This window comes from Rhodopila sp., from assembly GCF_965277165.1.
Taxonomy (GTDB): domain Bacteria; phylum Pseudomonadota; class Alphaproteobacteria; order Acetobacterales; family Acetobacteraceae; genus Rhodopila.
In genome coordinates this window covers 2,476,974-2,499,936 of record NZ_CBDICE010000006.1, presented here as the reverse complement: position 1 = coordinate 2,499,936, position 22,963 = coordinate 2,476,974, and the positions used below count along the sequence as shown (strand labels likewise).

The 22,963-nt window shown below is 66.2% G+C and carries 24 protein-coding genes; 13 read left to right on the top strand and 11 right to left on the bottom strand.

Features of this window, described 5'->3' with window-relative positions; all coding sequences use genetic code 11:
* Positions 1-160 precede the first annotated feature (160 nt).
* The 6 genes from ACQY4Y_RS23710 to ACQY4Y_RS23685 form a co-directional block, all read right to left on the bottom strand.
* Positions 161-2,401 carry a xanthine dehydrogenase family protein molybdopterin-binding subunit gene (locus ACQY4Y_RS23710; RefSeq protein ID WP_428493032.1) on the bottom strand — a complete coding sequence of 747 codons (2,241 nt, stop codon included), beginning with the start codon at positions 2,399-2,401 and terminating at the stop codon, positions 161-163.
* An 11-nt stretch (positions 2,402-2,412) separates the two neighbouring features.
* Positions 2,413-3,771 carry an MFS transporter gene (locus ACQY4Y_RS23705; protein WP_428493031.1) on the bottom strand — a complete coding sequence of 453 codons (1,359 nt, stop codon included), beginning with the start codon at positions 3,769-3,771 and terminating at the stop codon, positions 2,413-2,415.
* 129 nt (positions 3,772-3,900) lie between these two features.
* On the bottom strand, positions 3,901-4,422 hold the full coding sequence (locus tag ACQY4Y_RS23700; RefSeq protein ID WP_428493030.1) for an ester cyclase: 522 nt from the start codon (positions 4,420-4,422) through the stop codon (positions 3,901-3,903).
* A gap of 291 nt (positions 4,423-4,713) precedes the next feature.
* Positions 4,714-5,151: a YidB family protein gene (locus ACQY4Y_RS23695; protein ID WP_428493029.1), complete on the bottom strand. Its 438-nt coding sequence runs from the start codon at positions 5,149-5,151 to the stop codon at positions 4,714-4,716.
* Between the two features lie 41 nt (positions 5,152-5,192).
* Positions 5,193-5,501: a GlsB/YeaQ/YmgE family stress response membrane protein gene (locus tag ACQY4Y_RS23690; protein ID WP_428493028.1), complete on the bottom strand. Its 309-nt coding sequence runs from the start codon at positions 5,499-5,501 to the stop codon at positions 5,193-5,195.
* Positions 5,502-5,725: 224 nt separating this feature from the next.
* Positions 5,726-6,646 carry an SMP-30/gluconolactonase/LRE family protein gene (locus ACQY4Y_RS23685; RefSeq protein ID WP_428493027.1) on the bottom strand — a complete coding sequence of 307 codons (921 nt, stop codon included), beginning with the start codon at positions 6,644-6,646 and terminating at the stop codon, positions 5,726-5,728.
* A gap of 262 nt (positions 6,647-6,908) precedes the next feature.
* Here ACQY4Y_RS23685 and ACQY4Y_RS23680 point away from each other — a divergent pair, with 262 nt between their 5' ends.
* The 11 genes from ACQY4Y_RS23680 (at position 6,909) to ACQY4Y_RS23630 (ending at position 16,718) form a co-directional block, all read left to right on the top strand.
* Positions 6,909-8,255 (top strand): O-antigen ligase family protein, encoded by a 1,347-nt coding sequence (locus tag ACQY4Y_RS23680; protein ID WP_428493026.1) that lies wholly within the window; start codon positions 6,909-6,911, stop codon positions 8,253-8,255.
* 382 nt (positions 8,256-8,637) lie between these two features.
* On the top strand, positions 8,638-9,621 hold the full coding sequence (locus ACQY4Y_RS23675) for a YncE family protein (protein ID WP_428493025.1): 984 nt from the start codon (positions 8,638-8,640) through the stop codon (positions 9,619-9,621).
* Positions 9,621-10,568: a sterol desaturase family protein gene (locus ACQY4Y_RS23670; protein WP_428493024.1), complete on the top strand. Its 948-nt coding sequence runs from the start codon at positions 9,621-9,623 to the stop codon at positions 10,566-10,568. Before ACQY4Y_RS23675 ends, ACQY4Y_RS23670 begins: the two co-directional genes overlap by 1 nt.
* 75 nt (positions 10,569-10,643) lie before the next feature.
* The gene (locus tag ACQY4Y_RS23665; protein WP_428493023.1) at positions 10,644-10,847 is read left to right on the top strand and encodes a hypothetical protein; all 204 of its coding nucleotides are present in this window, start codon (positions 10,644-10,646) and stop codon (positions 10,845-10,847) included.
* 105 nt (positions 10,848-10,952) lie between these two features.
* Positions 10,953-11,783 carry a DUF169 domain-containing protein gene (locus ACQY4Y_RS23660; RefSeq protein ID WP_428493022.1) on the top strand — a complete coding sequence of 277 codons (831 nt, stop codon included), beginning with the start codon at positions 10,953-10,955 and terminating at the stop codon, positions 11,781-11,783.
* An 88-nt stretch (positions 11,784-11,871) separates the two neighbouring features.
* Positions 11,872-12,873 carry a cytochrome c oxidase assembly protein gene (locus ACQY4Y_RS23655; RefSeq protein WP_428493021.1) on the top strand — a complete coding sequence of 334 codons (1,002 nt, stop codon included), beginning with the start codon at positions 11,872-11,874 and terminating at the stop codon, positions 12,871-12,873.
* Positions 12,874-12,877: 4 nt separating this feature from the next.
* Entirely contained in the window at positions 12,878-13,291 is a 414-nt protein-coding gene (locus tag ACQY4Y_RS23650) for a copper chaperone PCu(A)C (protein WP_428493705.1), read from the top strand.
* The gene (locus ACQY4Y_RS23645; protein ID WP_428493020.1) at positions 13,281-13,943 is read left to right on the top strand and encodes an SCO family protein; all 663 of its coding nucleotides are present in this window, start codon (positions 13,281-13,283) and stop codon (positions 13,941-13,943) included. Before ACQY4Y_RS23650 ends, ACQY4Y_RS23645 begins: the two co-directional genes overlap by 11 nt.
* A gap of 97 nt (positions 13,944-14,040) precedes the next feature.
* Complete coding sequence (locus ACQY4Y_RS23640; RefSeq protein ID WP_428493019.1) at positions 14,041-14,772, top strand: SDR family oxidoreductase; 732 nt, start codon at positions 14,041-14,043, stop codon at positions 14,770-14,772.
* Positions 14,773-14,785: 13 nt separating this feature from the next.
* Positions 14,786-15,985 (top strand): CaiB/BaiF CoA transferase family protein, encoded by a 1,200-nt coding sequence (locus tag ACQY4Y_RS23635; RefSeq protein ID WP_428493018.1) that lies wholly within the window; start codon positions 14,786-14,788, stop codon positions 15,983-15,985.
* A 28-nt stretch (positions 15,986-16,013) separates the two neighbouring features.
* Entirely contained in the window at positions 16,014-16,718 is a 705-nt protein-coding gene (locus ACQY4Y_RS23630; protein ID WP_428493017.1) for a glutathione S-transferase family protein, read from the top strand.
* An 87-nt stretch (positions 16,719-16,805) separates the two neighbouring features.
* Here ACQY4Y_RS23630 and ACQY4Y_RS23625 read toward each other — a convergent pair whose 3' ends face one another.
* Positions 16,806-18,158, bottom strand: coding sequence for a glycerate kinase type-2 family protein (locus ACQY4Y_RS23625; protein ID WP_428493016.1), 1,353 nt, complete (start codon positions 18,156-18,158; stop codon positions 16,806-16,808).
* 89 nt (positions 18,159-18,247) lie between these two features.
* Between ACQY4Y_RS23625 and ACQY4Y_RS23620 the strand changes: the two genes are divergently transcribed.
* Positions 18,248-18,559 carry a DUF1244 domain-containing protein gene (locus tag ACQY4Y_RS23620; protein ID WP_428493015.1) on the top strand — a complete coding sequence of 104 codons (312 nt, stop codon included), beginning with the start codon at positions 18,248-18,250 and terminating at the stop codon, positions 18,557-18,559.
* A 149-nt stretch (positions 18,560-18,708) separates the two neighbouring features.
* Positions 18,709-18,975, top strand: coding sequence for a DUF2312 domain-containing protein (locus ACQY4Y_RS23615; RefSeq protein ID WP_428493704.1), 267 nt, complete (start codon positions 18,709-18,711; stop codon positions 18,973-18,975).
* Positions 18,976-19,235: 260 nt separating this feature from the next.
* Here the strand turns inward: ACQY4Y_RS23615 and ACQY4Y_RS23610 are convergent, their stop codons facing one another.
* The 4 genes from ACQY4Y_RS23610 to ACQY4Y_RS23595 form a co-directional block, all read right to left on the bottom strand.
* Positions 19,236-19,739: a 2'-5' RNA ligase family protein gene (locus ACQY4Y_RS23610; protein WP_428493014.1), complete on the bottom strand. Its 504-nt coding sequence runs from the start codon at positions 19,737-19,739 to the stop codon at positions 19,236-19,238.
* 69 nt (positions 19,740-19,808) lie between these two features.
* Entirely contained in the window at positions 19,809-20,774 is a 966-nt protein-coding gene (locus ACQY4Y_RS23605; RefSeq protein ID WP_428493013.1) for a branched-chain amino acid ABC transporter permease, read from the bottom strand.
* A 1-nt stretch (position 20,775) separates the two neighbouring features.
* Entirely contained in the window at positions 20,776-21,663 is an 888-nt protein-coding gene (locus ACQY4Y_RS23600; protein ID WP_428493012.1) for a branched-chain amino acid ABC transporter permease, read from the bottom strand.
* A 32-nt stretch (positions 21,664-21,695) separates the two neighbouring features.
* A complete protein-coding gene (locus tag ACQY4Y_RS23595) occupies positions 21,696-22,937 on the bottom strand; it encodes an ABC transporter substrate-binding protein (RefSeq protein ID WP_428493011.1) in 1,242 nt (413 codons plus the stop codon).
* Positions 22,938-22,963: the final 26 nt, after the last annotated feature.

The window sequence follows — 22,963 nt, the reverse complement described above, 5'->3', positions numbered from 1 at the left end:
AGGCTGACAGACAACACACGGCGGTTAAGTGATGTCGGCTGCAAGATCGGCAATCCCGACGTGCCGCATTCTTGGGCGGCGACCCAACATGAACAGGCGCTGAAAGGCGGCTGCGCAACCCCGGCTTATGCCAACCCGGGCAGCCTGCCCTGGCCCAAACCTACCCAAGCATGGCGCGCCAAACGCGCTCCTGGGTGAGCGGCAGCGCCGGCAAATCGCCGCCGCCCAGGGCGTCCGCTACCGCGCTGGCGACCGCGCACAACGCTCCGGTGGTTCCGGCTTCGCCGATGCCCTTCACCCCAATCGGGTTGAACGGCGACGGCGTGTCGCATTCGATCACCCGATGGTCCGGGAAGTCATTGGCCCGAGGCAACATGTAGTCCATCAGGCTGGCGGCACAGGGCTGGCCGGAAGCCCGGTCGATCACCGCTTCCTCGCCCAGCGCCTCGCCGACGCCTTGGGCGATCCCGCCGTGGATCTGCGCCTCGACGGCCCGCGGATCGATGGTGACGCCGGCATCGTCCACCGCCACATAGCGGGTCAGCACTACGGCACCGGTGGCCGCATCGATTGCCACCTCGGCGACATGGCAGCCAGAGGCAAACGCGTTGGCCGGGGCGAAGCGGCCGGTTTCGCGAAGCGGTTCTCCCAGCAGATCGACGATCCGGCACACCGGACTGGCATCGGCCCGCCGGACGCACTCATCGGCCAGATGCAGCTCGTCGGCGGCACAATTGGCGCGCAACGCCGCCGCCGTGCGCAGCCGCAGCGACAGCGCCTCGGCCGCCGCGGCAACGGCGCTGCCCGCCGCGATAGTGCTGCGCGATGCATACGACCCGGCCCCAGACAGCGTGGTGCGAGGGTCGGAGGCAACCAGGCTCACCGCCGCCTCCGCCAGCCCAAGCCGGGGCGCGGCAACCAGGGCGAAGGTGCGAGCATGCGACTGCCCGGTGCTGGCGGTCACCGTCTCGATGCGCAAGGCCGCGGCGCCATCAACGGCGGCCAGCGTGAGTGTCGCCTCATCGGGCGCGCCGCCGCCGCCGGACACCTCGATGAACAGACCCATGCCGCGACCCAGCCGAACCCCCGAACCCGCTGCGGCCTGCCTCACCGGGAAGCCATCCCAGTCAGCGGCTTGCCGAGCGGTCCGCATCAGCCGGAGAAAATCCCCGCTGTCGTACCGCGCCCCGCTCGGCAGCGACCACGGGAACGCCTCGGCCGGTATCGCATTGCGCCCGCGCAACGCGAACGGATCGATCCCCAGGCGCCCAGCGGCGATATCGACCAGGCGCTCCACCAGCAGCGCCATCTCGGGCCGCCCGGCGCCGCGGTACGGGCCGGTCGGGACGGCATGGGTGTGGATCACGCGGAACTCGGCATGCGCCGCCGCAATGGCATAGCAGCCGGTCAGCGACTGCAGCGGATTGTTGATATTGGCAAACACCGCCACCGGCGAGATGTAGGCGCCAAGATCGGCGTCATAGCTCATCCACAAGGCGGTGAACCGGGCCGCCGCGTCGAGCGCCAGCCGCCCCCGCATCCGCACGCCACGCCCCTGGATATCGGTCAGGAACGACTCGCTTCTGGTGCCCGACCAGGAAACCGGACGCCCGGTCAGCCTGGCCGCCAGCATCACCGCGACGTATTCCGGATAGGCGATGTTGCGCGGACCGAAGCCGCCGCCGACGTCGCCGGACAGCACATGGAAGCGATCCGTCGGCAGGCCGAACACGGCGGCGAAATCACGCCGCATCTCGTTCACCCCCTGATGCGGGGCGCGCACCGTATAGATGCCGGTTTCGGCGTCCCAGCGCGCCCAGGCGGCGCGTGGTTCCAGCGTCACCGGCGACAGCCGAGGCAGTTCGATCTCGGTTTCCACCACCAGCGCAGCCTCCGCCATCGCCGCGCGCACCGCTCGGGCATCGCCGGCCTGATGGTGCAGCGCCACGTTGCCTGCCGCGTTCGGGTGAACCAGCACGGTGCCATCGTCCAGCCCGATCGTCGCCGGCAAGGCATCATACTCAACCAGGACCGCCTCGGCCGCGTCCAGCGCCTCGTCCTGGGTTTCAGCGATGACGCACGCCACCGCTTCACCCGGATGCCGCACGAGATCGCCGGCCAGCACAGGGCGGAAGGGAATGGTCAGCCCGTTGCCTATCCGGTCCATGACCGGGAAGTTATGCAGCCCGGCGCAGTCGCTCGCCGTCAGTACGCGCAGCACGCCCGGCAACCTCGCGGACTCGGTGACATCCAGCGAAACGATCCGGGCATGGGCATGCGGACTGCGGACGAAGATTGCCGAGGCCGCCCGGGCGAACCGCTCGTCCGCCGTGTAGCGCCCCAATCCGCGCAACTTATTGACCCGCTCGGCCTCTGCCTGCGGAACGCCAGCTCTTCCCATGATCCGAACCCCTATCGCGCTTTCGGCGGCGTCTGAACGGCCCCATTCCGATCCGTGATGCTGCTCAAATCCTCCAGGCTGCGACCCCGAGGTTCTATGCCAAATAGTGCCACGGTCAGGATCAGCACGAACAACAACCCGACCATCAGGGCCAGGACCCCGATAACGCCATGAGCGGCAAACAGTTTGACCACCAGGAACGGCGTCACAATCGTCGCTCCGCGGCCAAACGTATTGCAGATGCCGGCCGCCCGCAGTCGAACCTCGGTCGGGAACAATTCGGGGATGTAGATACCGAACAACAGGGCAACCAGCACATATATCGGCACTGTCAGTCCTATGCCCACCGCCATCAGCAGCGTCGGATCAGTCACGAACGGATAGATCGCGCCAAACACGATGGCGACCGCCGCTGCCCCGATCAGCATCGGCTTCCGCCCCCAGCTATCAGCCGTCAGCGCCGCGATCGCTGCCCCGACCGGCGCACCCAAGGACATGATCAGGGTGAAGTTGAAAGATGTCGCGATCGTCAGCCCCTGCTTGACGAAGAACGCGGGCAGCCAGACGATAAATCCATAGATCAATGTATTGATCACGATCAGCGCAATGCATCCAAGCACCATTCGCGACGCCAGGGGCGGTGCGAACAGGGTTGCCAGGGCCGGCGACGGCGGCGGCGCGGACGCGACGATCGGCGCCAGCGGTTTTGGCGCACCGGCCTCGATGCTTTGCAGCAAAGCCTCGGCTTCGGCGTTTCGGCCAACCGATTCCAGCCAACGCGGACTCTCCGGCATCGCCTTGCGGAGGTACCACACAACCAGCGCGCCGATGCCGCCCAAGACAAACATGCTGCGCCAACCGAAGGCTGGGATCATGAAGATGCTGATCAGTACCGCGATCGGCAGGCCCATGATCACGACCATCGCCAGAAAGCCGAGCCATCGGCCGCGGCTGGCAACCGGTGCGAATTCGGTCAGGGTCGCGTAGCCGACGACATTTTCCGCCCCTAACCCGACGCCCATCAGAAAGCGCAGCGCTATCAGCACGCTCATGCTGGGTGCGAATGCGGCGGCCAGCGATGCCAGGCCGAACAGCGCCAAATTCGCCTGATAGGTAAATCGCCGTCCGAACCGATCGCCGAGGAACCCGGTGAAGAAACTCCCAAGCATCATTCCAACAAACGTCACCGACACGAAAGCGGCGTTCTGTCCCATCGTCGAGAACCCGGACTTCAGCGTTGTCCCCAACACGGTGCCGGCGATGTAGATGTCGAACCCGTCGAAGAACATGCCGATCGCCACAAGGACGAAAATCCGGCGGTGAAACCCCAGGATCGGCAAGCGATCCAACCGCGCGCCCGCGTTCACCATTGCCGTGTCGCACCAGATTTTTGCTGGTGAAAGCCAGCATCACTCGTCGGCTCGATCTCGACGATGTGCCTCGGCCGCAATCTTTGGCGCGGTCGCTGCACGCGGTTGTCCAGCGTCCACTGCCCCCGATCACGCCTCTCGCATCAGCCGGTTGCTCGGCAGCGTCTTGTCGAGCACCTTGCGCGCCTGCTCGACGCCGCTCACCGGCAGGCCGGCGGCATCCAGCAGGCCGACCTGCACCAGCACGGATGCCTGATCCCAGTAGATGTGCTCATGCACCAGCTTCTCGCCCTGGAACTGCACCACGGCGATCATCGGGATTTCGACCGGTTTTCCGGTCGGAGCGACACCGGGCAGCATCCAGTCGATCTCGGTGGTGTGGGTGAACCGCAGCACGAACTCGTCGACCACGCTGCTGGCTCCAACCGTTCGGCTGACCGGCTGCATGGCGAAATCCGGCGGGTTGGCCCCGATGAAATGGTTGGCGTAGAACCGCTTGAGGGCATCGTACCCGACCCCGCCGGTCATCGTCGGGACGTGGTTGACGTAAGGCTGCGCGACCATCGTCGCCATCGTGGCATCGACATCGCGGGTTTCGAACTCATGGCGACAATGCGCCTCCCACAGCGTCACCAGATCATGATCGGCCATTTAGCGGTCTCCGAAATTCGCCGCGGGCAAATGATTGCGCCATGCGGAAAGGTCAGCGTCTGGATCGTGCCTGGACACTCGACCAATGCCCCGATCCGGGTGCCCGGGCTACGGCACACCCGCCTCCGACAGAGCATCATCATCCAGACCCCGCTGTCCAGACCGCGAACCGCGCTTCCAGGTCCGCGCCGCCGAAGTCGGCGACCGAAGTCAGCCGCCGGGGTCAAGTGGCCGAAGTCAGCCGCCGGGGTCAAGTGGCCGAAGTCAGCAGCCGGGGTCAGGCGGCCAAGGTCAGGCGGACCGAGTGCCCCCAAATCCGCCCATCAGGCGCCCCAACAGCCCGGACAGATCGGCGGTCTGGGTCTGTGCCGGAACATCCCCACCGGGGGTCAGGTGATCGACCATGTGCGGCACCGCCTGGGCTAGCACATCGCGCATCGCATCCGGTGTGGTGCCGGCCTGGCTAGCCCAGGATTGGATCTGGTCCGGAGAGAACACCTGTCCGACCTGATCGCCGGACACCGGCGCGTTGCTGCCGGTTCCCACCCAGGACTGAGCGGCCTGTCCAAGCCCGGCGTTCTGGAACTTGGAAATCACCGCCGCGACACCCTGGTTGTCGCCGTCCTTCATCGACAAAACCTGTTGCAGGATGCCGCTTATCGGCGAGGCCCCGCCCTGCTGGCCGCCGCCCATCACGCCCTGCAGCATCTGGCCGAGAATTCCGCTCATGTTGATCTCCTTTGAATGCCGCCGTCGTCAGGTGGCCGTTGTCAGGTAATCGACGGTCCACCGGGTCCACCCAATCCGCCTGGACCCCCTCCGTAGTTCGCACGGTTGCGGACGAACATTCGGTAGATCGCCAGGATGATCACCGCGCCGACGATTGACCCGATGAACCGCGCCCCTTGATTGCCGTGATACCAGCCCAGCGTGCGACCCAGCCAAGTCGCTACGACGGACCCGGCGATGCCCAGCAGGATGGTCACGATGATGCCGCCCGGATCGCGTCCAGGCATGATGAATTTTGCCACCGTGCCAGCAACGAACCCAACAATGATCGCCCAGACAAATCCCAGCAAAGCGCTATCTCCCCGGCGATGAAACAAACACAGATGAAACGACAACACTGCAGTTTGTAGAACAATAGCAGGCGCCGCTTGGCCTGGCGATCCTGGATGACCCGGAATTACCTGAATGTCACGACTATTTTACAAGACCAAAACCGCTGTTCTACGCGATTTTACTGCGTACTACCCATCATTCTTGCCGGCATTCCTGCCGCGCCAGCCTTCATCTTGCGCCATCATCCTTGGTGCGCCAGCCGCAACCCAGGACCGTCCCACGGCATCGCCACCAGTTGGCCGGTCCCCGACAGCGTCATGTAGGCGGTGCGCAAATCGGCCCCGCCGAAGCAGATATTGGTGCAGAACATGTCGGGCATCGGGATTTGCCGCAGCAGGCCCCCGCCCGACGCCACCACGCTGACCGATCCGTTCACCAGCGTCGCTACGCAGACATTGCCCGCGGCATCGACCGCCAGGCTGTCGAACCGTTGAAAACCGCCCAGCCCGACCAGCAGCCGGCCGCCATGCGGCGACGGAAACGGAGCCTTCCCAAGCACGCCAGGTGCCAGCACGTCGAACGCCCACAGCCGAGCGGTCTCGGTTTCGGCGACGTAGAGCGTGGTGCCGTCAGGCGACAGCCCGATCCCGTTCGGAGTCAGTATCGGATGCACCACCTCGGCGATGCGAGATCCGTCCGCGCGCGCATAATAAACCCCGCCCCAGTCGCGCTCGCGCGCCCGGGCCTTGCCGAGGTCGGTGAAATAGAACCCGCCGACATCGTCGAACACGATGTCGTTCGGCCCCAGCAGCCGGTGCGACCCGCAATGGTCGTACAGCACGCTGACCGCGCCGGAGCGCGGGTCTATGCGCTCGATGCGGCCGCCGGTGTAGTCCGACGCCGGGCCGCCCGGGCGCAGCATGTTCATCTCGGTGCGCCATTGGAAGCCGCCGTTGTTGCAGACGTAGAACGCGCCGTCGGGTCCGATCGCCAGGCCGTTCGGACCGCCGCCGACATGGGCCACAACCTCGGTGCGGCCGTCGGGGCGCACCCTGGTCACGGTCTGGCGCTCGATCTCCACCAGCACGATCGACCCGTCGGCCATCGCCACCGGCGCTTCCGGGAAGCGCAGGCCGGTGGCAATCACCCGTATCTCGGTCATCGCGGTTTCCTCGATGTTGTTGGCGCCAGCATAGATCGGTTGCCTGCGGACCGGAACCGTCGCCCGGCGGGGCGCGAAGCAAAGCTCCCGGCGGGGCGCGAAGCAAAGCTCCCGGCGGGGCGCGAAGCAAAGCTCCCGGCGGGGCGCGAAGCAAAGCTCCCGGCGGGGCGCGCAGCAAAGGTCCCGGCCCAGCGTCCATCCACGGTCGCCCACCCGCGGGCGTCAACCATTTGTTCATGTTTGGCGTGCATACAGGCGTAGCATGCGCGCGATTGTCGACCATCCCGACGTGTCGATCCTGACCGCCGCCGCCGCAATGCTGGCGGCGGCGCTGGCCTGCGGATTGCTCGCTCCGGCGCTGTTCGGAATGCTGCTGACCGCCACCGTGCTCGCCTGCCTCGGGTTCCTGGCGTTTCGCTTCCCCACCCAGTCCTGCGTGCTCTGGCTGCTGGTTACCGGCATGAGCCTGGAGATGGCGTTCGCCGACTGGGTCGGCGACGTCGCCTACCAACCGGTCATCGCGGTGATCAAGGCGATCGGCATCGGCCTCGGCGGCCTGTGCGTGCTCCGTTTCGGCCCCAAGCTCGACCTGCTCTGCCCAGCCTGGGGCTTCGTGGCAATGCTCATGACCGGCCTGGCGCACGGCCTCTATCCAGGCCTGACCGCGGCCGAGAGCCTGCGTTCGGCGATCGGCTCGATCGCCCCGTTCGTGTTCTGCTTCTCGCGCCTGCCGCGATACTGGGCCGAGACGATCATCCGCGCCCGCAAATGGTGCCCGGTGGTCGCAGTGGTGGCCTGCCTGCCGCTGGCCGCCATCGGGCTGCGCCCCTTGTTCGTCGATAGCGGAGGCGCTCGTCTCGCCGGCCTCGGCCATCCCGCCTTTCTCGCCAACGTCTGCCTGCCGGCAATCTACGCCTGCCTGATCCAGCTATACCGCGAAGGCCGCCGCGGCGATCTGGGCCTGCTGATCGCCAATGGCCTGATCCTGGTGCTGACCGGGGCCCGCGCCCCGCTGTTCTACGCCGTCGCGGTCTGCGCGTTCAGCCTGCTGTCGATCCAATCCCGCCAGTTCGCCGCGCGCGACCGCATCCTGCTGGTGCTCTCGGTGCTGGCCTTGCTGCCGATCCTGGTGCTGTGCGCCGGCGCCTTCTCCGAGGTGCGCCTGTTCAACGTGATGGCCAACGAGGCCGGCAACCTCAGCGGACGCGACCTGCTGTGGCCGGAATTCGAGGCCGCCGCCGCGCGATCGCCATGGTTCGGCTGGGGCGTCGGCGCCGGCAATGTGGTGATCCCGCCCGACAGCGCGATCGTCCAGCAGATGCACACCTGGGCAGCCCACAACGAATACCTGCGGATCGGCGTCGAGGGCGGTCTGCTCGGACGCGCCCTGCTGGTCGGCCTGTTCGCCGCCTGGATATTCGTCCGCAGCCGCGACCTGCCGGCCGCGGACCGGCGCATCATGCGGCTGGCGTTCCTGGCCTATGCCGGCCACGCCGGCACCGACAACGTGCTGATCTCGACCCCGGCGTGCGTGATGTTCGCCTTCACCGCGGCGGTGTTCGCCCGTCCCGAACTCCGATCGGCGCCGACGGCGCGCCACGCGGCCTGATCTCGCGGGCGTTTACTCCGCGCCCCCTACGTAACATCCGAAGCCACATGAGCCGCGACAGCCCATTGTCCAGAGTGCTGCCGCGCAACACCATCTGCTCGCTCGCCGCTCCCTCGCAATCGCGGTAGCGGATGCACACGGCGATCTAGGCCAGCACCCGCTCCGCCGCCTTGACGAGCGTCGGGTCGCCCGCGGCGCGCCACGCGGTCACGATCGTCGACCCGATCTGGTCGCTTGCCGCCGAGCCTGCCCGGTGTCGGAACCGACCGGTTGTAACACCGACCATAGCTCCGCTTGCAACAGTCCCGACCCCGATTACCCTTGCCCGATTCCAACCTGGTGGCGTAGGGAACGCCGCCAGTCAGCCGGAGCATCGGTGGCCATGCGGCGCGTCTTGCTTTTGTTATCCTTGGTGTTTGCCACCCTGGTGTTGGCAACCCTTTCCGGCGCGTCGGCGGCGTCCGCCGGCGGCATCGCCTTCGTGCTGAATTCGGCCGGCGCTTCGATCAGCGTGATCGACATGGCAACCCAGAAAGAGGTCCGCCGCATCCCGGCGTTGCGCGAACCTCACCATCTGGCGCTCAGCCCCGACGGCGCCAGCCTGCTGGTCGGCGACACCGCGGGCAACCAGATCATGTTCCTCGATCCCAACACCGGCGCGGTGCAGAAGCGAATGCCGATAGCCGATCCCTACCAGTTGGGATTCAGCCCCGACGGCAAATTCCTCACCGTGAACGGCCTGGCCCGCAACCAGGTCGATATCTACGACGCCGCCAGCATGAAGCTGCTCAAGCGCTTCCCGGTGGTGGCGACGCCAAGCCATCTGGCCTATTCGCCGGACTCCGCGACCGTGTTCGTCAGTCTGCAGGACAGTGACAAGCTGGCGGCGTTCGATCTGCGCACCATGACCCGGCGCTGGGTCAAGCCCGTCGGCCGCACCCCGGCCGGCGTGCTGTGGCTGAACGGCAAGGTGCTGGTGGCCGACATGGGCACCGACTACATCGCCGTGGTCGATCCGGCGACCGGCCGGGTGGAACGCCATGTGCGGACCGGCCGCGGCGCCCACCAGCTCTTTCTATCCCCCGACCACACCATTCTCTGGGTCAATAACCGAGCCGGCGGAACCACCGTATCGCTGGATGCGGCAACGCTGACGCCGATCCGCAGCTACGCCATCCCCGGCGGCCCCGATGACATGGATTTCGCGCCCGGCGGCAAAATCTGGATCACCCGGCGCTGGGCCGAGAAGGTCGCGGTGCTCGACCCCCAGACCGGATCATACAGCACCATCGATGTCGGCCGCTCGCCGCATGGCATTTTCCTCAATCCGCGGGCGCCGTCCCCCACGGCGCTGTCCAGCCGCTGATGGGTGATCCGTTCGACCTCGGCGCCGGCTGGCTGGAGGAGCACGTGCTGGTCCCGCTGCTCTACCAGTTCGGGCTGATGAACTGGGAGGACGTCTCCTACGGGTGGGCATTGTTTGCCCTCTACGGCATCGCCCAGGTGACGGTGACGTTCGCCGTCTGCCTGCCGCTGGAGCGCTGGCGTCCGGTCGAGCGCTGGCCCGACAGCCGCGCCGTCTGGGTCGATGCCGCCTACACCGTGCTGTCTCGCGTCGGCGTGCTGCCGCTGGTGACCTACGTGCTGTTCTACCGCGTTCAGGTATCCGTCAGCGGCTGGATGACCGATCGCGGCCTGGTGCCACCGACGCTGGAAGGGGCATTCCCCTTCCTGCTCGGACAACAAGCACTGACCTTCGTGTTCTACGCGATCATCCTGGATTTCGCCGACTACTGGCGTCACCGGCTGTCGCACCAGGTGCGCTGGTGGTGGGCGCTGCACTCGCTGCACCATGCGCAACGCCAGATGACGTTCTGGTCGGATGATCGCAACCATCTGCTCGACGACCTGATCGCCTTCGTCTGGTTCGGCGCGATCGCGCTGCTGATCGGCGTGCCGCCACTGCAGTTTCCCCTGCTGGTGCTGCTGCTGCGGTTCCTGGAGTCGCTTTCCCACGCCAATGCAAGGGTCTCGTTCGGCTGGCTGGGCGACCGCATCCTGGTTTCGCCGCGCTTCCACCGCGCCCATCATGGCGTGCTCGCCGCCGGCCAACGCAGCTGCAACTACGGCGCCGTGCTGCCGTGGTGGGACATGCTGTTCGGCACCGCCGATTTCTCCCGCGACTACGTCCGCACCGGTGATCCGTCCGCCGAGGAGGCGCTCGCCACCGGCAGTTACCTGCAACAGCAACTGGCCGGCCTGCGGCGTTTTGTCAGGGTGTTCGCGCGGTCGCGGGTCCGGCACGGGACGTAATCTTACGCGCTCCCGTTTGATTTGTTATCAGTAGTTTCGCGCGCTAAAAAGAACTGTTAAGCAGCGGAACCTGCCATGACCGACGAACCAGATAATCTTGTCCTGGTGTATCTACGCCGCATCGACGAAAAGATCGATCGTCTGGCCGCTGGCCAGGCGGACCTGGCTCGGCGCGTTACCTCGCTCGAGGCCAAGGTGGCGTTGCTGCATGGCGATTTTGCCGCCCAGTCCGAACGGATCGACCGCATCGAGATCCGGCTCGATATCGTGCTGGCCTGACGCGCTGGCCTGCCCCGCCCTGGGTTTGCCTTCGGCCCACGCCGTGCCAGCATGGCCCCAGTAAGGATCCTCCCAAGGAGGATGTGCCGGAGGAGGACCCACCCCATGAACGACATGCCCCCCACCCAGGACGCGCCGCCGCGCGACGGCCCAAGCCTCGACGGCAAGGCGATCGCCGACCTGGCCGAGCAGCTAAATCAACTGCTGCGGCTGCGCACCTTCCCCATCGGCATGAAACTGTTCGGCGATGTCGCCGAGATGGAAGCGGTGCCCGGACTGCGCCGCCCCACCAAAGGCAAGACCTACTCCACCTGCCAGTTGGTAACCCAGTCGCGCATGGCCGGCTTCACCCTCGGCATCACCACCGAAAACGTCCCGGCGTTCTCCAGTTGCAGCAGCGTCATCGGGCTCGACGCGCCGGGCGAAATCTACACCTCCGGCCGCAAGATGAACGGCGTGTGGTTCCAGAACCAGGACGCCGCCGCCGCGCACCAGGCGGGGATGCCCCGGGTGCCCCCCGGAACCTATCACGGCCTGGCGGTCTCACCGCTGCGCACCGCCAGGCTCAGCCCGCCCGACATCTGCCTGTTCTACGCCAACCCGGCGCAGATGATCCTGTTCATCAACGGCCTGCAATGGCGCAACTACCAGCGCTACGACTTCAGCATCACCGGCGAAAGCGCCTGTGCCGATAGCTGGGGCAACGCGCTGAAGAACAACACCGTCAGCCTGTCGATCCCGTGCTACGCCGAGCGCCGCTACGGCGGGGTGGCCGACGACGAGATGCTGATGGCCTGCCCGCCCAACGACTTGGCGCGAGCGGTCACCGGCCTGCACGGATTGTCCAAGGCCGGCCTGCGCTACCCCATCATGCCGTTCGGCCCGCAGGCCGAACCAGGGGAGGGCATGGCGAAAAGCTACGCCGGCAAAAACTGATCGGACGGCGCGACAGCCTCGGCGCCCGCCGCAACAAATGAGCCGTTCGTAACTTGCTGCCCAGCATCCAGCGATCCTAATTGCATCGATGTCGACGTCGCTCCAGGCCTCCGAGTCCGCCCCCGTCGATGCATGGTCAGCCCCCGGTTCAGGGCTGCTCGGCATCGCCGGCGTCGTGGCGCTGGGCGTCGTGCTGAGTTGGCTCAGCGGCCGATTTCCGACCGAAATGCCGGCCTGGGCGCCATACGATTTCTCCTGGGTCTCGTTCCTCGGCATAGCGCTGCCGACCGTCTGGTACGCGCGCGGTCTGTATATCAGCAGTGCGCCCCAGCGGCCGAACCTGTTCCGGACCATCGCCTTCGCCATCGGCATGGCGCTGATCTACACCACACTGCTGTCGCGATTTGTCTATTTCTCACAGCACATGTTCTTCCTGAACCGGCTGCAGCACCTCGGGATGCACCATCTCGGCCCGTTCCTGCTGGCGCTGGCCTGGCCCGGTGCCACGATCCGTCGCGGCATGCCCGATTGGGCCGCCCGCCGCCTCCAGGCGCGCTGGCTGCACCGGCTGCTGCGGATCACCCAGCAGCCGGTGGTCGCCGGCGCCGTGTTCGCCGGCCTGGTGGCGCTCTGGCTGCAGCCGACGGTGCACTTCCACGCCATGCTGTCGCCCTGGCTCTACGACCTGATGAACTGGAGCATGGTGATCGACGGCCTGCTGTTCTGGTTCCTGATTCTGGATCCCCGCCCACCGGCGGAGGCCGGCTGTTCCTACCCGGCCCGCCTGGCGGTCGTGCTGCTGGTGGAATTCCCCCAGATCCTGATCGGCTCGCATCTCACCTTCACCAACACCGTGCTGTACTCGTACTACGATCTTTGCGGCCGGCTATTCCCCTCCATCAGCGCGATTCTCGACCAGCACATCGGCGGCGTTGTGGTCTGGATCCCGCAAGGCATGATGGGGGCCATCGCCTTCCTGCTGATCATGAACAATATCCGCAAGCAGGAAGATCGCGCCGGCGGTCCCGGCCGGAACGATATCAAGGTCGGAGGAACGCGTGTCTCATCAGCCAGTTGGACCGGCCGCTAGCTTGGTGCTCGGCATCGCGGCGCTGGCACTGTTGGGGGCCGCACCGGCCCCGGATGCCGAGGTTCACGACGCCAGAATCCGGGTGCTCCTGGCATCGCGCCCGGCCGGTGGCTATTTCCAGCTCGACAACCACGCCGCCGAACCGCTGACCCTGACCGGCGCCGCCTCGCCGGGATGCGGTTCGCTGATGTTGCACCGCTCGATGAACAGCGGCGGCACCGACAGCATGGTCGCCGTCGATCATGTATCGGTGCCCGCGCACGGCTCGATACGTTTCGCCCCAGGCGGCTATCATCTGATGTGCATGCAACCGGCCCCGACCCTGCGTCCCGGTGCCACCATACCGGTCACCCTGACATTCGCCGGCGGCGGCAGCCTGACCACGAAATTCTCGGTCGAGGGCGCGCATGGCCGCTGACCACCCGATCCAGCGGCGCGGCGTGCTGGGATTGTTCGCGGCCGGCGCCGCCGGGCTGCCGCTGTCGCACTGCGACGACACCGCCGCGTGGCACGACGTGGACGTCGCCGGCACCTCGCCGTCGCTGCGCTTCACCATGCGTCGCGCGCCGGACGGCAAGCAGGTGACCGCCGCCGATTACCGCGGCGACATCGTCATGCTGTATTTCGGCTATACGTTCTGTCCTGACGTGTGTCCGCTCACGCTGCAGAACACCGGCGATGTGTTCTCGCGAATGGGGTCCGACGCGAAGTCGGTGCGCTTCCTGTTCGTCACCGTCGATCCCGGACGCGACAGCCTCCCCGTGCTGGCGCAATACGTCAGTCAGTTCGGTCCCAACTTCATCGGCCTGCGCGGCACGCCCGACCACCTCGCCAACCTGGCGCGCCGCTTCCGCATTGCCTACTCCGTCACCCCGGCCTCGGGCGGCAACCCAATCGAGGTAACCCATAGCTCCGCCATCTACGTGTTCGGCCGTCACGGCGCCGCCCGACTGCTGGTACCCTCGCTGGCCTCCGCCAACCCCGACACCAACGGTGTCGCCGCCGACCTGACCCGCCTGGTGCATGAACGCCCCTCGACCCTCGGCTGGCTCGAACGACTGGTCAGCTGAACTTGACACTCCGCAAAACTTGACAGTCCGCTAAACTTGACAGTCCGCGCCGACCCGGGTTGCATCATGCTACCATGAACCCGCGGGAGAACGCCCAATGCCAAAAGCCAAGGTCGCGCTGGTGATCGGCGCCGGCGATGCCACCGGAGGCGCCGTCGCACGCCGCTTCGCGCAAGAGGGCTTCGTCGCCTGCGTCACCCGCCGCCACGCCGACAAGCTGGCACCCCTGGTGCAACGCATCGAGCAGGACGGCGGCAAGGCTCATGCCTTCGGCAGCGACGCCCGCCGCGAGGAAGCCGTGACCGCACTGTTCCAGACCATCGAGCAAGAGATCGGTCAAATCGAAGTCGTATCCTTCAACGTCGGCGGCAATGTGCGCTTTCCGATCCGCGAGACCACCGCCCGGGTCTACACCAAGGTCTGGGAAATGTGCGCGCTGTCCGGCTTTCTGGCCGGACGAGAGGCGGCCGGCGTCATGGTGCCCCGCGGCCGCGGCACCATCCTGTTCACAGGTGCCACCGCCAGCGTCCGTGGCGGGGTAGGGTATGCCGCCTTCGCCGGCGGCAAGCACGCGCTGCGGGCACTGGCGCAAAGCATGGCACGCGAGTTGGGTCCGGCCGGCATCCACGTCGCCCACGTCGTCGTCGATGGCGCCATCGACACCGATTTTACCCGCCAGCGCGCGCCCGATCGTTACGAATCACGCAAGGCCGCCGAAGGCATCCTCAACCCGGACTCGATCGCCGAGAATTACTGGCTGCTGCACCGCCAGCCCCGCGATGCCTGGACCCACGAATTGGACCTCCGTCCCTGGTCGGAAACCTGGTGATGGAGACCCGGTGATGGAAATCCAAGGCGTGAACGGGCCGTTGGTCGGCATCCGGGTGATCGACCTCACCACCGTCGTTTCCGGGCCTGTATGCACCATGATCCTGGCCGACCAAGGCGCCGACGTTATCAAGGTCGAACCCCCGGCCGGCGACATCGCTCGGCGCACTTCGGGCGATGGCGAGTTCACCGCGATGTTCGTCTCCTCCAACCGCGGCAAGCGCTCGATCGCGCTCGACCTGAAGCAGCCGTCCGGGTTGGCCGCGCTGCGTCGGTTGATCGCCGGTGCCGATGTCCTGGTACAAAATTTCAGACCCGGAACGATGGCCCGGCTCGGCCTGGCCGAACCGGCGATGCGGGCGGCCAACCCAGGCCTGATCTACGTCTCGATCTCCGGCGTCGGTGAAACCGGCCCGTATGTGAAAAAGCGTGTCTACGACCCGGTGATCCAGTCGCTGTCCGGCTTCGCCGACGTCCAGGCCGACCAGGCGACCGGGCGCCCAAACATGATCCGCACCATCGTCGCCGACAAGACCACGGCGGTGTACGCGGCCCAGGCGGTATGCGCGGCGCTGGTGGCGCGCGCGCGGGACGGGCAGGGGCAGCATATCCAATTGTCGATGCTCGATGCCATGGTCGGCTTCCTGTGGCCCGAGGCGATGGCCCAATACACCGTGGTGGGCCGGGAGAACGCCCCGCAACCAGCGCCGCGCCCCGATCTGATCTTCCAGACACGCGATGGCTACATCACCGTCGGCTCGCTGTCCGATGCCGAATGGCGCGGCCTTTGCGGCGTCATCGCACGCCCGCAATGGATCGACGATCCGCGCTTTCGCACGCCCTCGGCGCGATCGCTGAATGCCGCCGAACGCATCCACCTGGTTGGCGAAGTCCTCGCCCAAGGCCACAGCCAGGACTGGCTGGATCGACTCGACGCCGCCGAGGTGCCGTGCGCCCCAGTACTCCGCCGAGCCGACGTGATGGACGACCCGCAGGTGATCAACAACCAACTGATCGAAACGATGCAGCAACCCACGCTCGGGGTCGTCCGCCAGGCCCGTCCGGCCGCGCGATTCGACCGCACGCCGGCCCGCATCGCCGGCGCCGCCCCGCGTATCGGCGAACACACCGACGCCATCCTCGCCGAGGCCGGCTACAGCGCCATCGAGATCGCCACACTGAAGACCGAGCGCGCCGCCAAGTCGGTGGAGTAGAAACGCCGAAGTAACGGGGAGACAAAAAATGTCCACCGGACTCACTCTCTGGGGTGTCGGCACCAGCCGCACAATCCGAGCGCACTGGGCGCTGCACGAATTGGATCTGAGCTTCGAATTGCGGCCGATCCTGCCACGCACCGGCGAGACCAAGACCGCCGAGTTCACCGCCCTGAACGCCCGCCAGAAAATACCATTACTTGAAGACAACGGACCGATCCTGACCGAGAGTGCCGCGATCATCAGCTATCTGTCGGACACCTATGCCAAGCCGGAAAACCGGCTGATGCCGACCGATCCGCACCCCCGGGCGCGCTGCATGGAATGGTGCTTCTTCGTGATCAGCGAACTGGATGCGACCTCGCTCTACGTGATGCGGCGCCACGGCGACCTCGGCCACATCTACGGCGACGCACCGATCGCCAATACCTCGGCGGCCAACTATTTCCAGCAGCAGATGCGCAGCGTGGAACGCGCGCTGGATCACGACCCACGCTATATCCTGGGCGAGCGGTTCAGTGCCGCCGACATCCTGCTGTCAACCTGCCTCACCTGGGCCGTTCGCTATGGCGTCCCCATCGCCGACCCGGTGATCGCCTACAACCAGCGAGTCACCGCCCGCCCGGCCTACGCCCGCGCGCTCGACACCAACCGCCCTCCCGCCGAGGCGGGTGGCGCCGGCTGCCGGTCGCTAGCGCATGATCGCGATGGACGGAACGTTCAAGGCGCGTGAATCATGCGACAAAACAAAGAGCTAGACCATTTTTCGGCATGAATAGTCATGCTGGAAACGGTCTAGCGGCGCCAGACCGAGCCCCGGTCAGGCGATCAGGATCGCCCTGACATCGTTGACGTTGGTCAGCGTCGGACCGGTGACGATCAGGTCGCCGATCGCGGCGAAAAACCCGTGGCTGTCATGTCCGGCCAGCGCGGCGCGGGCCTCACACCCGGCGGCGGCGGCGCGGCCCAGCGTATCAGGGCCAAGCAGCGCCCCGGCGATCTCGTCCATCCCATCGATCCCGTCGGTGTCCCCAGCCATCGCCCAGATGCCCGCCGCGCCGCCCAGCGCGATCGCCAGGCCCAGCAGGAACGTCGTGTTGCGCCCCCCCTTGCCGGCCGGCCGCGGCGACAGCGTGACCGTGGTCTCACCCCCCGACAGCAGCACCGCCGGCGGCGCCAAAGGCTGCCCATGCGCGCGCACCGACAGCGCGATCCCGGCCATCACGCTGCCCATCTGAGCCGCCTCGCCCTGCAGCGCGTCGCCCAGGATCAGCGGCGTCAGCCCCAGCGTGCGAGCCTTGGCCGCCATCGCCCGCAGCGCCATCATCGGCGTCGCGATCATGCGGAAATCGGCCTCCGGCAGGCTGCCAGGCTTCGGTGTCTCGTCGTCGTCGCGGTCCAGCCGTTTACCGACCGCCGCCGGAGCATCGATGCCGTAGCGCGCCAGCAGCCCGCGCGCCTCGGCGAACGTGCTGGCATCGGCAACCGTCGGCCCCGACCCGATCACCGCCGGATCGTCCCCCGGCACGTCGCTGATCGCCAGCGTCACCACCTTGGCCGGAGCCGCCGCCGCGGCCAGCCGCCCGCCCTTGATCGCCGACAAGTGCTTCCGCACCGCGTTCATCTCGCCGATATTCGCCCCGCACGCCAGCAGCGCTCGGTTGATCACCTGCTTGTCCGCCAGCGTCAGACCAGCCACCGGCGCCGCCAGCAGCGCCGACGCGCCGCCCGAGATCAGCGCGATCACCAGATCGTCCCCGGTCAGGTCCTCGACCTGGCGCAGCAACCGCCGCGCCCCGCGTTCGCTGTTCTGGTCGGGAACCGGATGAGATGCCTCGATCACCTCGATCCGCCGCGTCGGCACGCCATGGCCGTATCGCGTCACCACGGTTCCCCGCAGGTCCACGTCCGGCCACGCGTCTTCAAGCGCCGCCGCCATCACGGCTGCCGACTTGCCGCCTCCAACGACGACGCAGCGCCCCGACCGTGGCTTCTCCGGCAAATGACCCGCCAGCACGGATCGCGGATCGGCGGCGGCGACCGCGGTATCGAATAGCTCGCGCAGCGCCGCGCGCGCCGCCACGTCCGTCCAACCTGCAACAGGCACCCTCGCGCCCGGCCCATGCGCGTTGGGCAATCTCCCCTCGGGCGCCCCGGAGGTTTCCTCGGTCATCAGCCGTTTCCCGTGTTTTTCACCCGCCGCAGTATGGCGAAGCAGGGCCGGGCGCGCCATCTCTGGTGTCGGCAATCAAGGAGCCATCCATGTCCGCACCCGAATCCGACGCCAAGACCCGCACCGAACTCGAGGCCGCCGCGTTCCGCCGCCTGGTCGGGCACCTGCGCGAACGGACCGATGTTCAGAACATCGACCTGATGAACCTCGCCGGCTTCTGCCGCAACTGCCTCAGCCGCTGGTACCGCGAGGAAGCCGCCACCCAGGGCATCACCATCGCCGATCCCGACGCCCGCGAGATCGTCTACGGCATGCCCTACAAGGAATGGCAGGCGAAGTACCAGAAAGACGCCTCGGCGGACCAGAAGGCCGGCTTCGACAAGGCCAACGCGGCGCATTAAGGGCTGTTCGGTCGAGGTTTCGCGCTTTCCTCCGTGTGGCGCGGCCTCCCCCCCCCCGGTTGGCGCCGGTGGTGGTGGCTCGGGCATTGACCCCGCTGGCTGCCGAAGCTATCCCCGCCGCCCCTGTGGCAGCGGAGATGAACCAGACGATGGCGAAGCCGGTCAGCGAGGAAGATATCAAGTCCGGCGGAGTGGCGGCCGATCGCCTGCGCAGCCTGGTTGAACGCATCGAGCGGCTGGAGGAAGAGCGCAAGGCGCTGGCCAGCGACATCAAGGACATCTACGCCGAGGCGAAGTCCGCCGGCTTCGACGTCAAGGTGCTGCGCCAACTGATCCGCATCCGCAAGCAGGAGGCGGCCGAGGTGGAAGAACAGGAGACCATGCTGGACATCTACCGCCGGGCGCTGGGAATGTAGCCCTACGGACGCCGCGGCGCAGGATGATGGAAAGCGGCGATCCTTCTCGGTAGAAGGAGGCCATGCCCGACGATCTTTCTGACCGCGACGTGCTGGCCTGATCGGAACATCAAGCGACGCTGCTCCGGCGCGCTTCCCCCCGAAGCCTGCCCGGCCAGCCTCGATGTTCTGTTGCACGGATCGCCCGAGGATATCGAAGCGGCATTGGCCGATCACTGAACGCGGTCCGCGATCGCGCCAAGATGCAACAGCGGACAAGTTCATTCGCCAAACGGGAAACTGCCCGCTTCCTGCCACGGACCATTCCGGTACCGCCACAACGCCAACCCGGTCGCGGTGACCGCAAACGGCTTGAACGCCGCCGCAAGACCGTCGCGCAATGCCCGCGCATCCGCGGGATCCACCTTGTTCTGGATGGTGATGTGCGGCTGCCACGGCTGCCGGTCCTGGGCTGTCAAACGGTCCAGCCAGACCTCACGCAAACGCGCACGCACCTGTCTCAGCGGCTGCGATTCCAGCCTGAATGCCACCCCGCGGCCGAGCAGGCGAACCCCCGTCACCAGCAGCGCCAGCGTCCGGCCCGCGCTCGCTTCCCGCGCCACCGCATCCAAACCCAGATCGGCCGGCAGCGCATGAAACAACGTCAAATGCGCGCCAATGACCAACCGGTGCGCTGGAAAATGTGCCGAACGCAGCGCATCAAACCTCGCCTGCGCCGCGTGGTCCAACGTCGCGGTCAGGATCCGTGGTGCGAGGTCTTCCACCTGTGTCTTTCAAAGTTGATCCGCCTTGCTCCAATTCATCGCGGAAGCCGCTGCGACCTGACGCTCGCGTCACAGCGAAATCCGCAACCAGGCCCCCAACTCGCCAATAATCCCCCGCCGGAACGCCAGCACGCAGATCATGAAGATCGCTCCCTGCGTCACCGTCACCCAGGCCCCGAACTGCGCCAGGTAGTTCTCCATCGTCGTCACCACCCCAGCCCCCACCACCGGCCCGAACACCGTCCCCAAGCCCCCCAGCAACGTCGTCAGCACCACCTCACCCGACGTCGGATAATTCACATCGGTCAGCGTCGCGATGCCGAACACCAGCGCCTTGGTGCCCCCCGCCACACCAGCAATGGTGCAAGACAGCACAAAGGCGATCAGCTTGTAATCGTTGGTCCGATACCCCAACGACGTCGCCCGGGGCTCGTTCTCCCGGATCCCCTTCAGCACCTGGCCGAACGGCGAGTGGATGATCCGGTGCACCAGCAGAAAACCGCCGATGAACACCGAAGCGGTCACCCAGTACATCGTCATATCGTTGTTAAGATTAATAAAACCGAACAGATGACCACGCGGCACCTGCTGGATGCCGTCCTCGCCGCCGGTGAACGGCGCCTCCAGGCAGAAGAAATACACCATCTGCGCCAGCGCCAACGTGATCATCGCGAAGTAGATGCCCGACCGACGGATCGCCAGATGCCCCAGCACCAGCCCCAGCGCCGCCCCGGTCAGGCCGCCAAAGATGATCGCGATCGAGGCATCCACATGCCAGTGCTTCATCGTCCAGGCCGCGACATAGCTGCCCATGCCGAAAAACGCCGCGTGACCGAACGACAGCAGCCCGACATAGCCGATCATCAGGTTGAAAGCGCAGGCGAACAGCGCCGCGCACAGCACCCGCATCAGGAACACCGGATACAGCACGTACGGGCAGACCGCGATCAGCACGACCATCGCCACGAAGGCGATCCCCTGCGCACGCGAGAAGCCGAATATCCCATGCGTCCGCGGGCGCGAGAAACCCGCCATCTCAGGCCGCCTTTCCGAACAGCCCGCGCGGCCTGACCAGCAGCACGATCACCATCACCAGGAACACCACCGTGGCCGAGGCCTGCGGATAGAACACCTTGGTCAGCCCCTCGACCACGCCAAGTCCGAACCCGGTCAGGATCGACCCCATGATCGACCCCATGCCGCCGATCACCACCACGGCGAACACTGTGTTGATGAAGTTGCTCCCCATGTTCGGATTGACCGAGTAGATCGGCGCCGCCAGCACCCCGGCGAATGCCGCCAGCGCCACCCCCGCGCCATAGGTCAGCGTGATCAGCCGAGGCACGTTGACCCCGAACGCCTGCACCAGCGGGGCATTCTCCGTCGCCGCCCGCAGCGTGGCGCCAAGCGATGTCTTCTCGATGATCGCCCAGGTGGAAAGGCAAACCACCAGCGCCGCCACCACCACCCAGCCACGGTAGATTGGCAGGTACATGAAGCCCAGGTTGACCGCGCCCTGCAGGATGTCAGGGATGCGATACGGCAGGCCGGAACTGCCATAGGCGTTGCGGAACAATCCCTCGATCACCAACGCCATGCCGAAAGTCAACAAAAGGCCGTACAGATGGTCCAGCTTGTACAGCCGGCTGATGATGGTCTTTTCCAGCACCACCCCGATGCTGCCGACCAGCAGCGGGGCCAGAATCAGCGACGGAAAATAGCCGATCCCCAGGTAGTTCAGCAGCATCCACGATGCGAACGCACCCATCATGAACAACGCCCCATGGGCGAAGTTGATAATGTTCAGCAGGCCGAAGATCACCGCCAGTCCAAGCGACAGCATGGCGTAGAACGCGCCGTTGATCAGCCCCAGCAGCAACTGCCCGAAAAGCAGCGGGCCGGGAATGCCGAAGATCATGATCATGACAGTTGCCCGGCCATGCGGTTCCCTCGGTTTCAGGCCTTGATGAAAGCGCAGTGACCGTCGGCCAGCGGACGGAACGCCTCATCGCCCGGCGTGGTCGCCACCAGTCTATAGTAATCCCACAGCGCCTTGCTCTCGGACGGCTGCTTCACTTCGAACAGATACGACGTGACCAGATTGCGGCCGTCCTGGCGAATTTTCGACTTGCCGAAGCAGTCGTCGTCCACAGGCATCGCTTTCATCCGGTTCACCGTGGCGACGCCATCCTTCTTGGCCTCCGCTGCGCCCATGTCGGCCACAGTCTTCAGGTAGTGCAGCGTCGCCGAGTAGCAGCCGGCATGGGCCATGTTCGGATAATTCCTCGGCGTCTTCGGCAGCACCCGCTTGGTGAACGCTCGGGTGCGGTCGTTCAGGTCCCAGTAGAAGCTCTCGGTCAGATTCAGCCCATGCGCGACATCCAGCCCAAGCGCGTGGACGTCGGTGATGAACATCAGCAGCGCCGCCATCTTCATCGACTTGTTCAAGCCAAATTCGTTCGCCTGCTTGATCGAGTTCACCGTGTCGCCGCCGGCATTCGCCAGACCCAGCACCTTGGACCCGCTGGCCTGCGCCTGCACCAGGAACGATGAAAAGTCGGTGGTGCCGGGAAACGGATACCGCGCCGCCCCGAGCACCTTGCCGCCGGACGCCGTGATGAAGCCCGTGGTGTCGGCCTGCAACTGCTTGCCGAAAGCATAGTCGGCGGTCAGGAAATACCAGGAATCGCCACCCGCCTTCACCACCGCCCCGCCGGTCGACTTGCCCAGCATGTAGGTGTCATACGTCCAATGCACGAAATTCGGCGAGCACGCGGACCCGGTCAGCGCCGACGTCGCGGCCCCCGAATTCAGGAATACCTTGTTCTTCTCCCGCACCACCGATTGCAGCGCCAACGCCACCGAAGACGTCGGCACGTCAAGCAGCATATCGACGCCGTCACGGTCGAACCATTGCCTGGCGATCGACACCGCGAGGTCAGGCTTGTTCTGGTGATCGGCGGTAATCACCTCGACCTTCAGCCCCTTGGCCGCGACGCCGAAATCCTCCAACGCCTGCTTGGCGCAGATCACAGACGTGATGCCGCCGGTGTTGGCATAAGGCCCCGATTGATCGTTCAGCACGCCGATCTTGATCACCGGCGATTGCGCGCGGGCCGTACGCAGCAGCGGCGCCGCAACCGGCAGGGTGGCGGCCAGGGCGGCGGTGCGAAGCGCGGAACGGCGTGTCACGGTCATCGATAAACCTCTATGCTTTGCGTAAG

Excerpts from the sequence above, each read along its gene's own strand:
- ACQY4Y_RS23635 (WP_428493018.1), top strand. The coding sequence starts at position 14,786 with ATGGAAATCCAAGGCGTGAACGGGCCGTTGGTCGGCATCCGGGTGATC.
- ACQY4Y_RS23670 (WP_428493024.1), top strand. The coding sequence starts at position 9,621 with ATGGGTGATCCGTTCGACCTCGGCGCCGGCTGGCTGGAGGAGCACGTG.
- ACQY4Y_RS23630 (WP_428493017.1), top strand. The coding sequence starts at position 16,014 with ATGTCCACCGGACTCACTCTCTGGGGTGTCGGCACCAGCCGCACAATC.
- ACQY4Y_RS23675 (WP_428493025.1), top strand. The coding sequence starts at position 8,638 with ATGCGGCGCGTCTTGCTTTTGTTATCCTTGGTGTTTGCCACCCTGGTG.
- ACQY4Y_RS23625 (WP_428493016.1), bottom strand. The coding sequence starts at position 18,158 with ATGACCGAGGAAACCTCCGGGGCGCCCGAGGGGAGATTGCCCAACGCG.
- ACQY4Y_RS23600 (WP_428493012.1), bottom strand. The coding sequence starts at position 21,663 with ATGATCATGATCTTCGGCATTCCCGGCCCGCTGCTTTTCGGGCAGTTG.
- ACQY4Y_RS23665 (WP_428493023.1), top strand. The coding sequence starts at position 10,644 with ATGACCGACGAACCAGATAATCTTGTCCTGGTGTATCTACGCCGCATC.
- ACQY4Y_RS23680 (WP_428493026.1), top strand. The coding sequence starts at position 6,909 with ATGCGCGCGATTGTCGACCATCCCGACGTGTCGATCCTGACCGCCGCC.
- ACQY4Y_RS23685 (WP_428493027.1), bottom strand. The coding sequence starts at position 6,646 with ATGACCGAGATACGGGTGATTGCCACCGGCCTGCGCTTCCCGGAAGCG.
- ACQY4Y_RS23655 (WP_428493021.1), top strand. The coding sequence starts at position 11,872 with ATGTCGACGTCGCTCCAGGCCTCCGAGTCCGCCCCCGTCGATGCATGG.
- ACQY4Y_RS23615 (WP_428493704.1), top strand. The coding sequence starts at position 18,709 with ATGGCGAAGCCGGTCAGCGAGGAAGATATCAAGTCCGGCGGAGTGGCG.
- ACQY4Y_RS23620 (WP_428493015.1), top strand. The coding sequence starts at position 18,248 with ATGTCCGCACCCGAATCCGACGCCAAGACCCGCACCGAACTCGAGGCC.
- ACQY4Y_RS23595 (WP_428493011.1), bottom strand. The coding sequence starts at position 22,937 with ATGACCGTGACACGCCGTTCCGCGCTTCGCACCGCCGCCCTGGCCGCC.
- ACQY4Y_RS23605 (WP_428493013.1), bottom strand. The coding sequence starts at position 20,774 with ATGGCGGGTTTCTCGCGCCCGCGGACGCATGGGATATTCGGCTTCTCG.
- ACQY4Y_RS23660 (WP_428493022.1), top strand. The coding sequence starts at position 10,953 with ATGAACGACATGCCCCCCACCCAGGACGCGCCGCCGCGCGACGGCCCA.
- ACQY4Y_RS23645 (WP_428493020.1), top strand. The coding sequence starts at position 13,281 with ATGGCCGCTGACCACCCGATCCAGCGGCGCGGCGTGCTGGGATTGTTC.
- ACQY4Y_RS23700 (WP_428493030.1), bottom strand. The coding sequence starts at position 4,422 with ATGGCCGATCATGATCTGGTGACGCTGTGGGAGGCGCATTGTCGCCAT.
- ACQY4Y_RS23705 (WP_428493031.1), bottom strand. The coding sequence starts at position 3,771 with ATGGTGAACGCGGGCGCGCGGTTGGATCGCTTGCCGATCCTGGGGTTT.
- ACQY4Y_RS23640 (WP_428493019.1), top strand. The coding sequence starts at position 14,041 with ATGCCAAAAGCCAAGGTCGCGCTGGTGATCGGCGCCGGCGATGCCACC.
- ACQY4Y_RS23710 (WP_428493032.1), bottom strand. The coding sequence starts at position 2,401 with ATGGGAAGAGCTGGCGTTCCGCAGGCAGAGGCCGAGCGGGTCAATAAG.
- ACQY4Y_RS23695 (WP_428493029.1), bottom strand. The coding sequence starts at position 5,151 with ATGAGCGGAATTCTCGGCCAGATGCTGCAGGGCGTGATGGGCGGCGGC.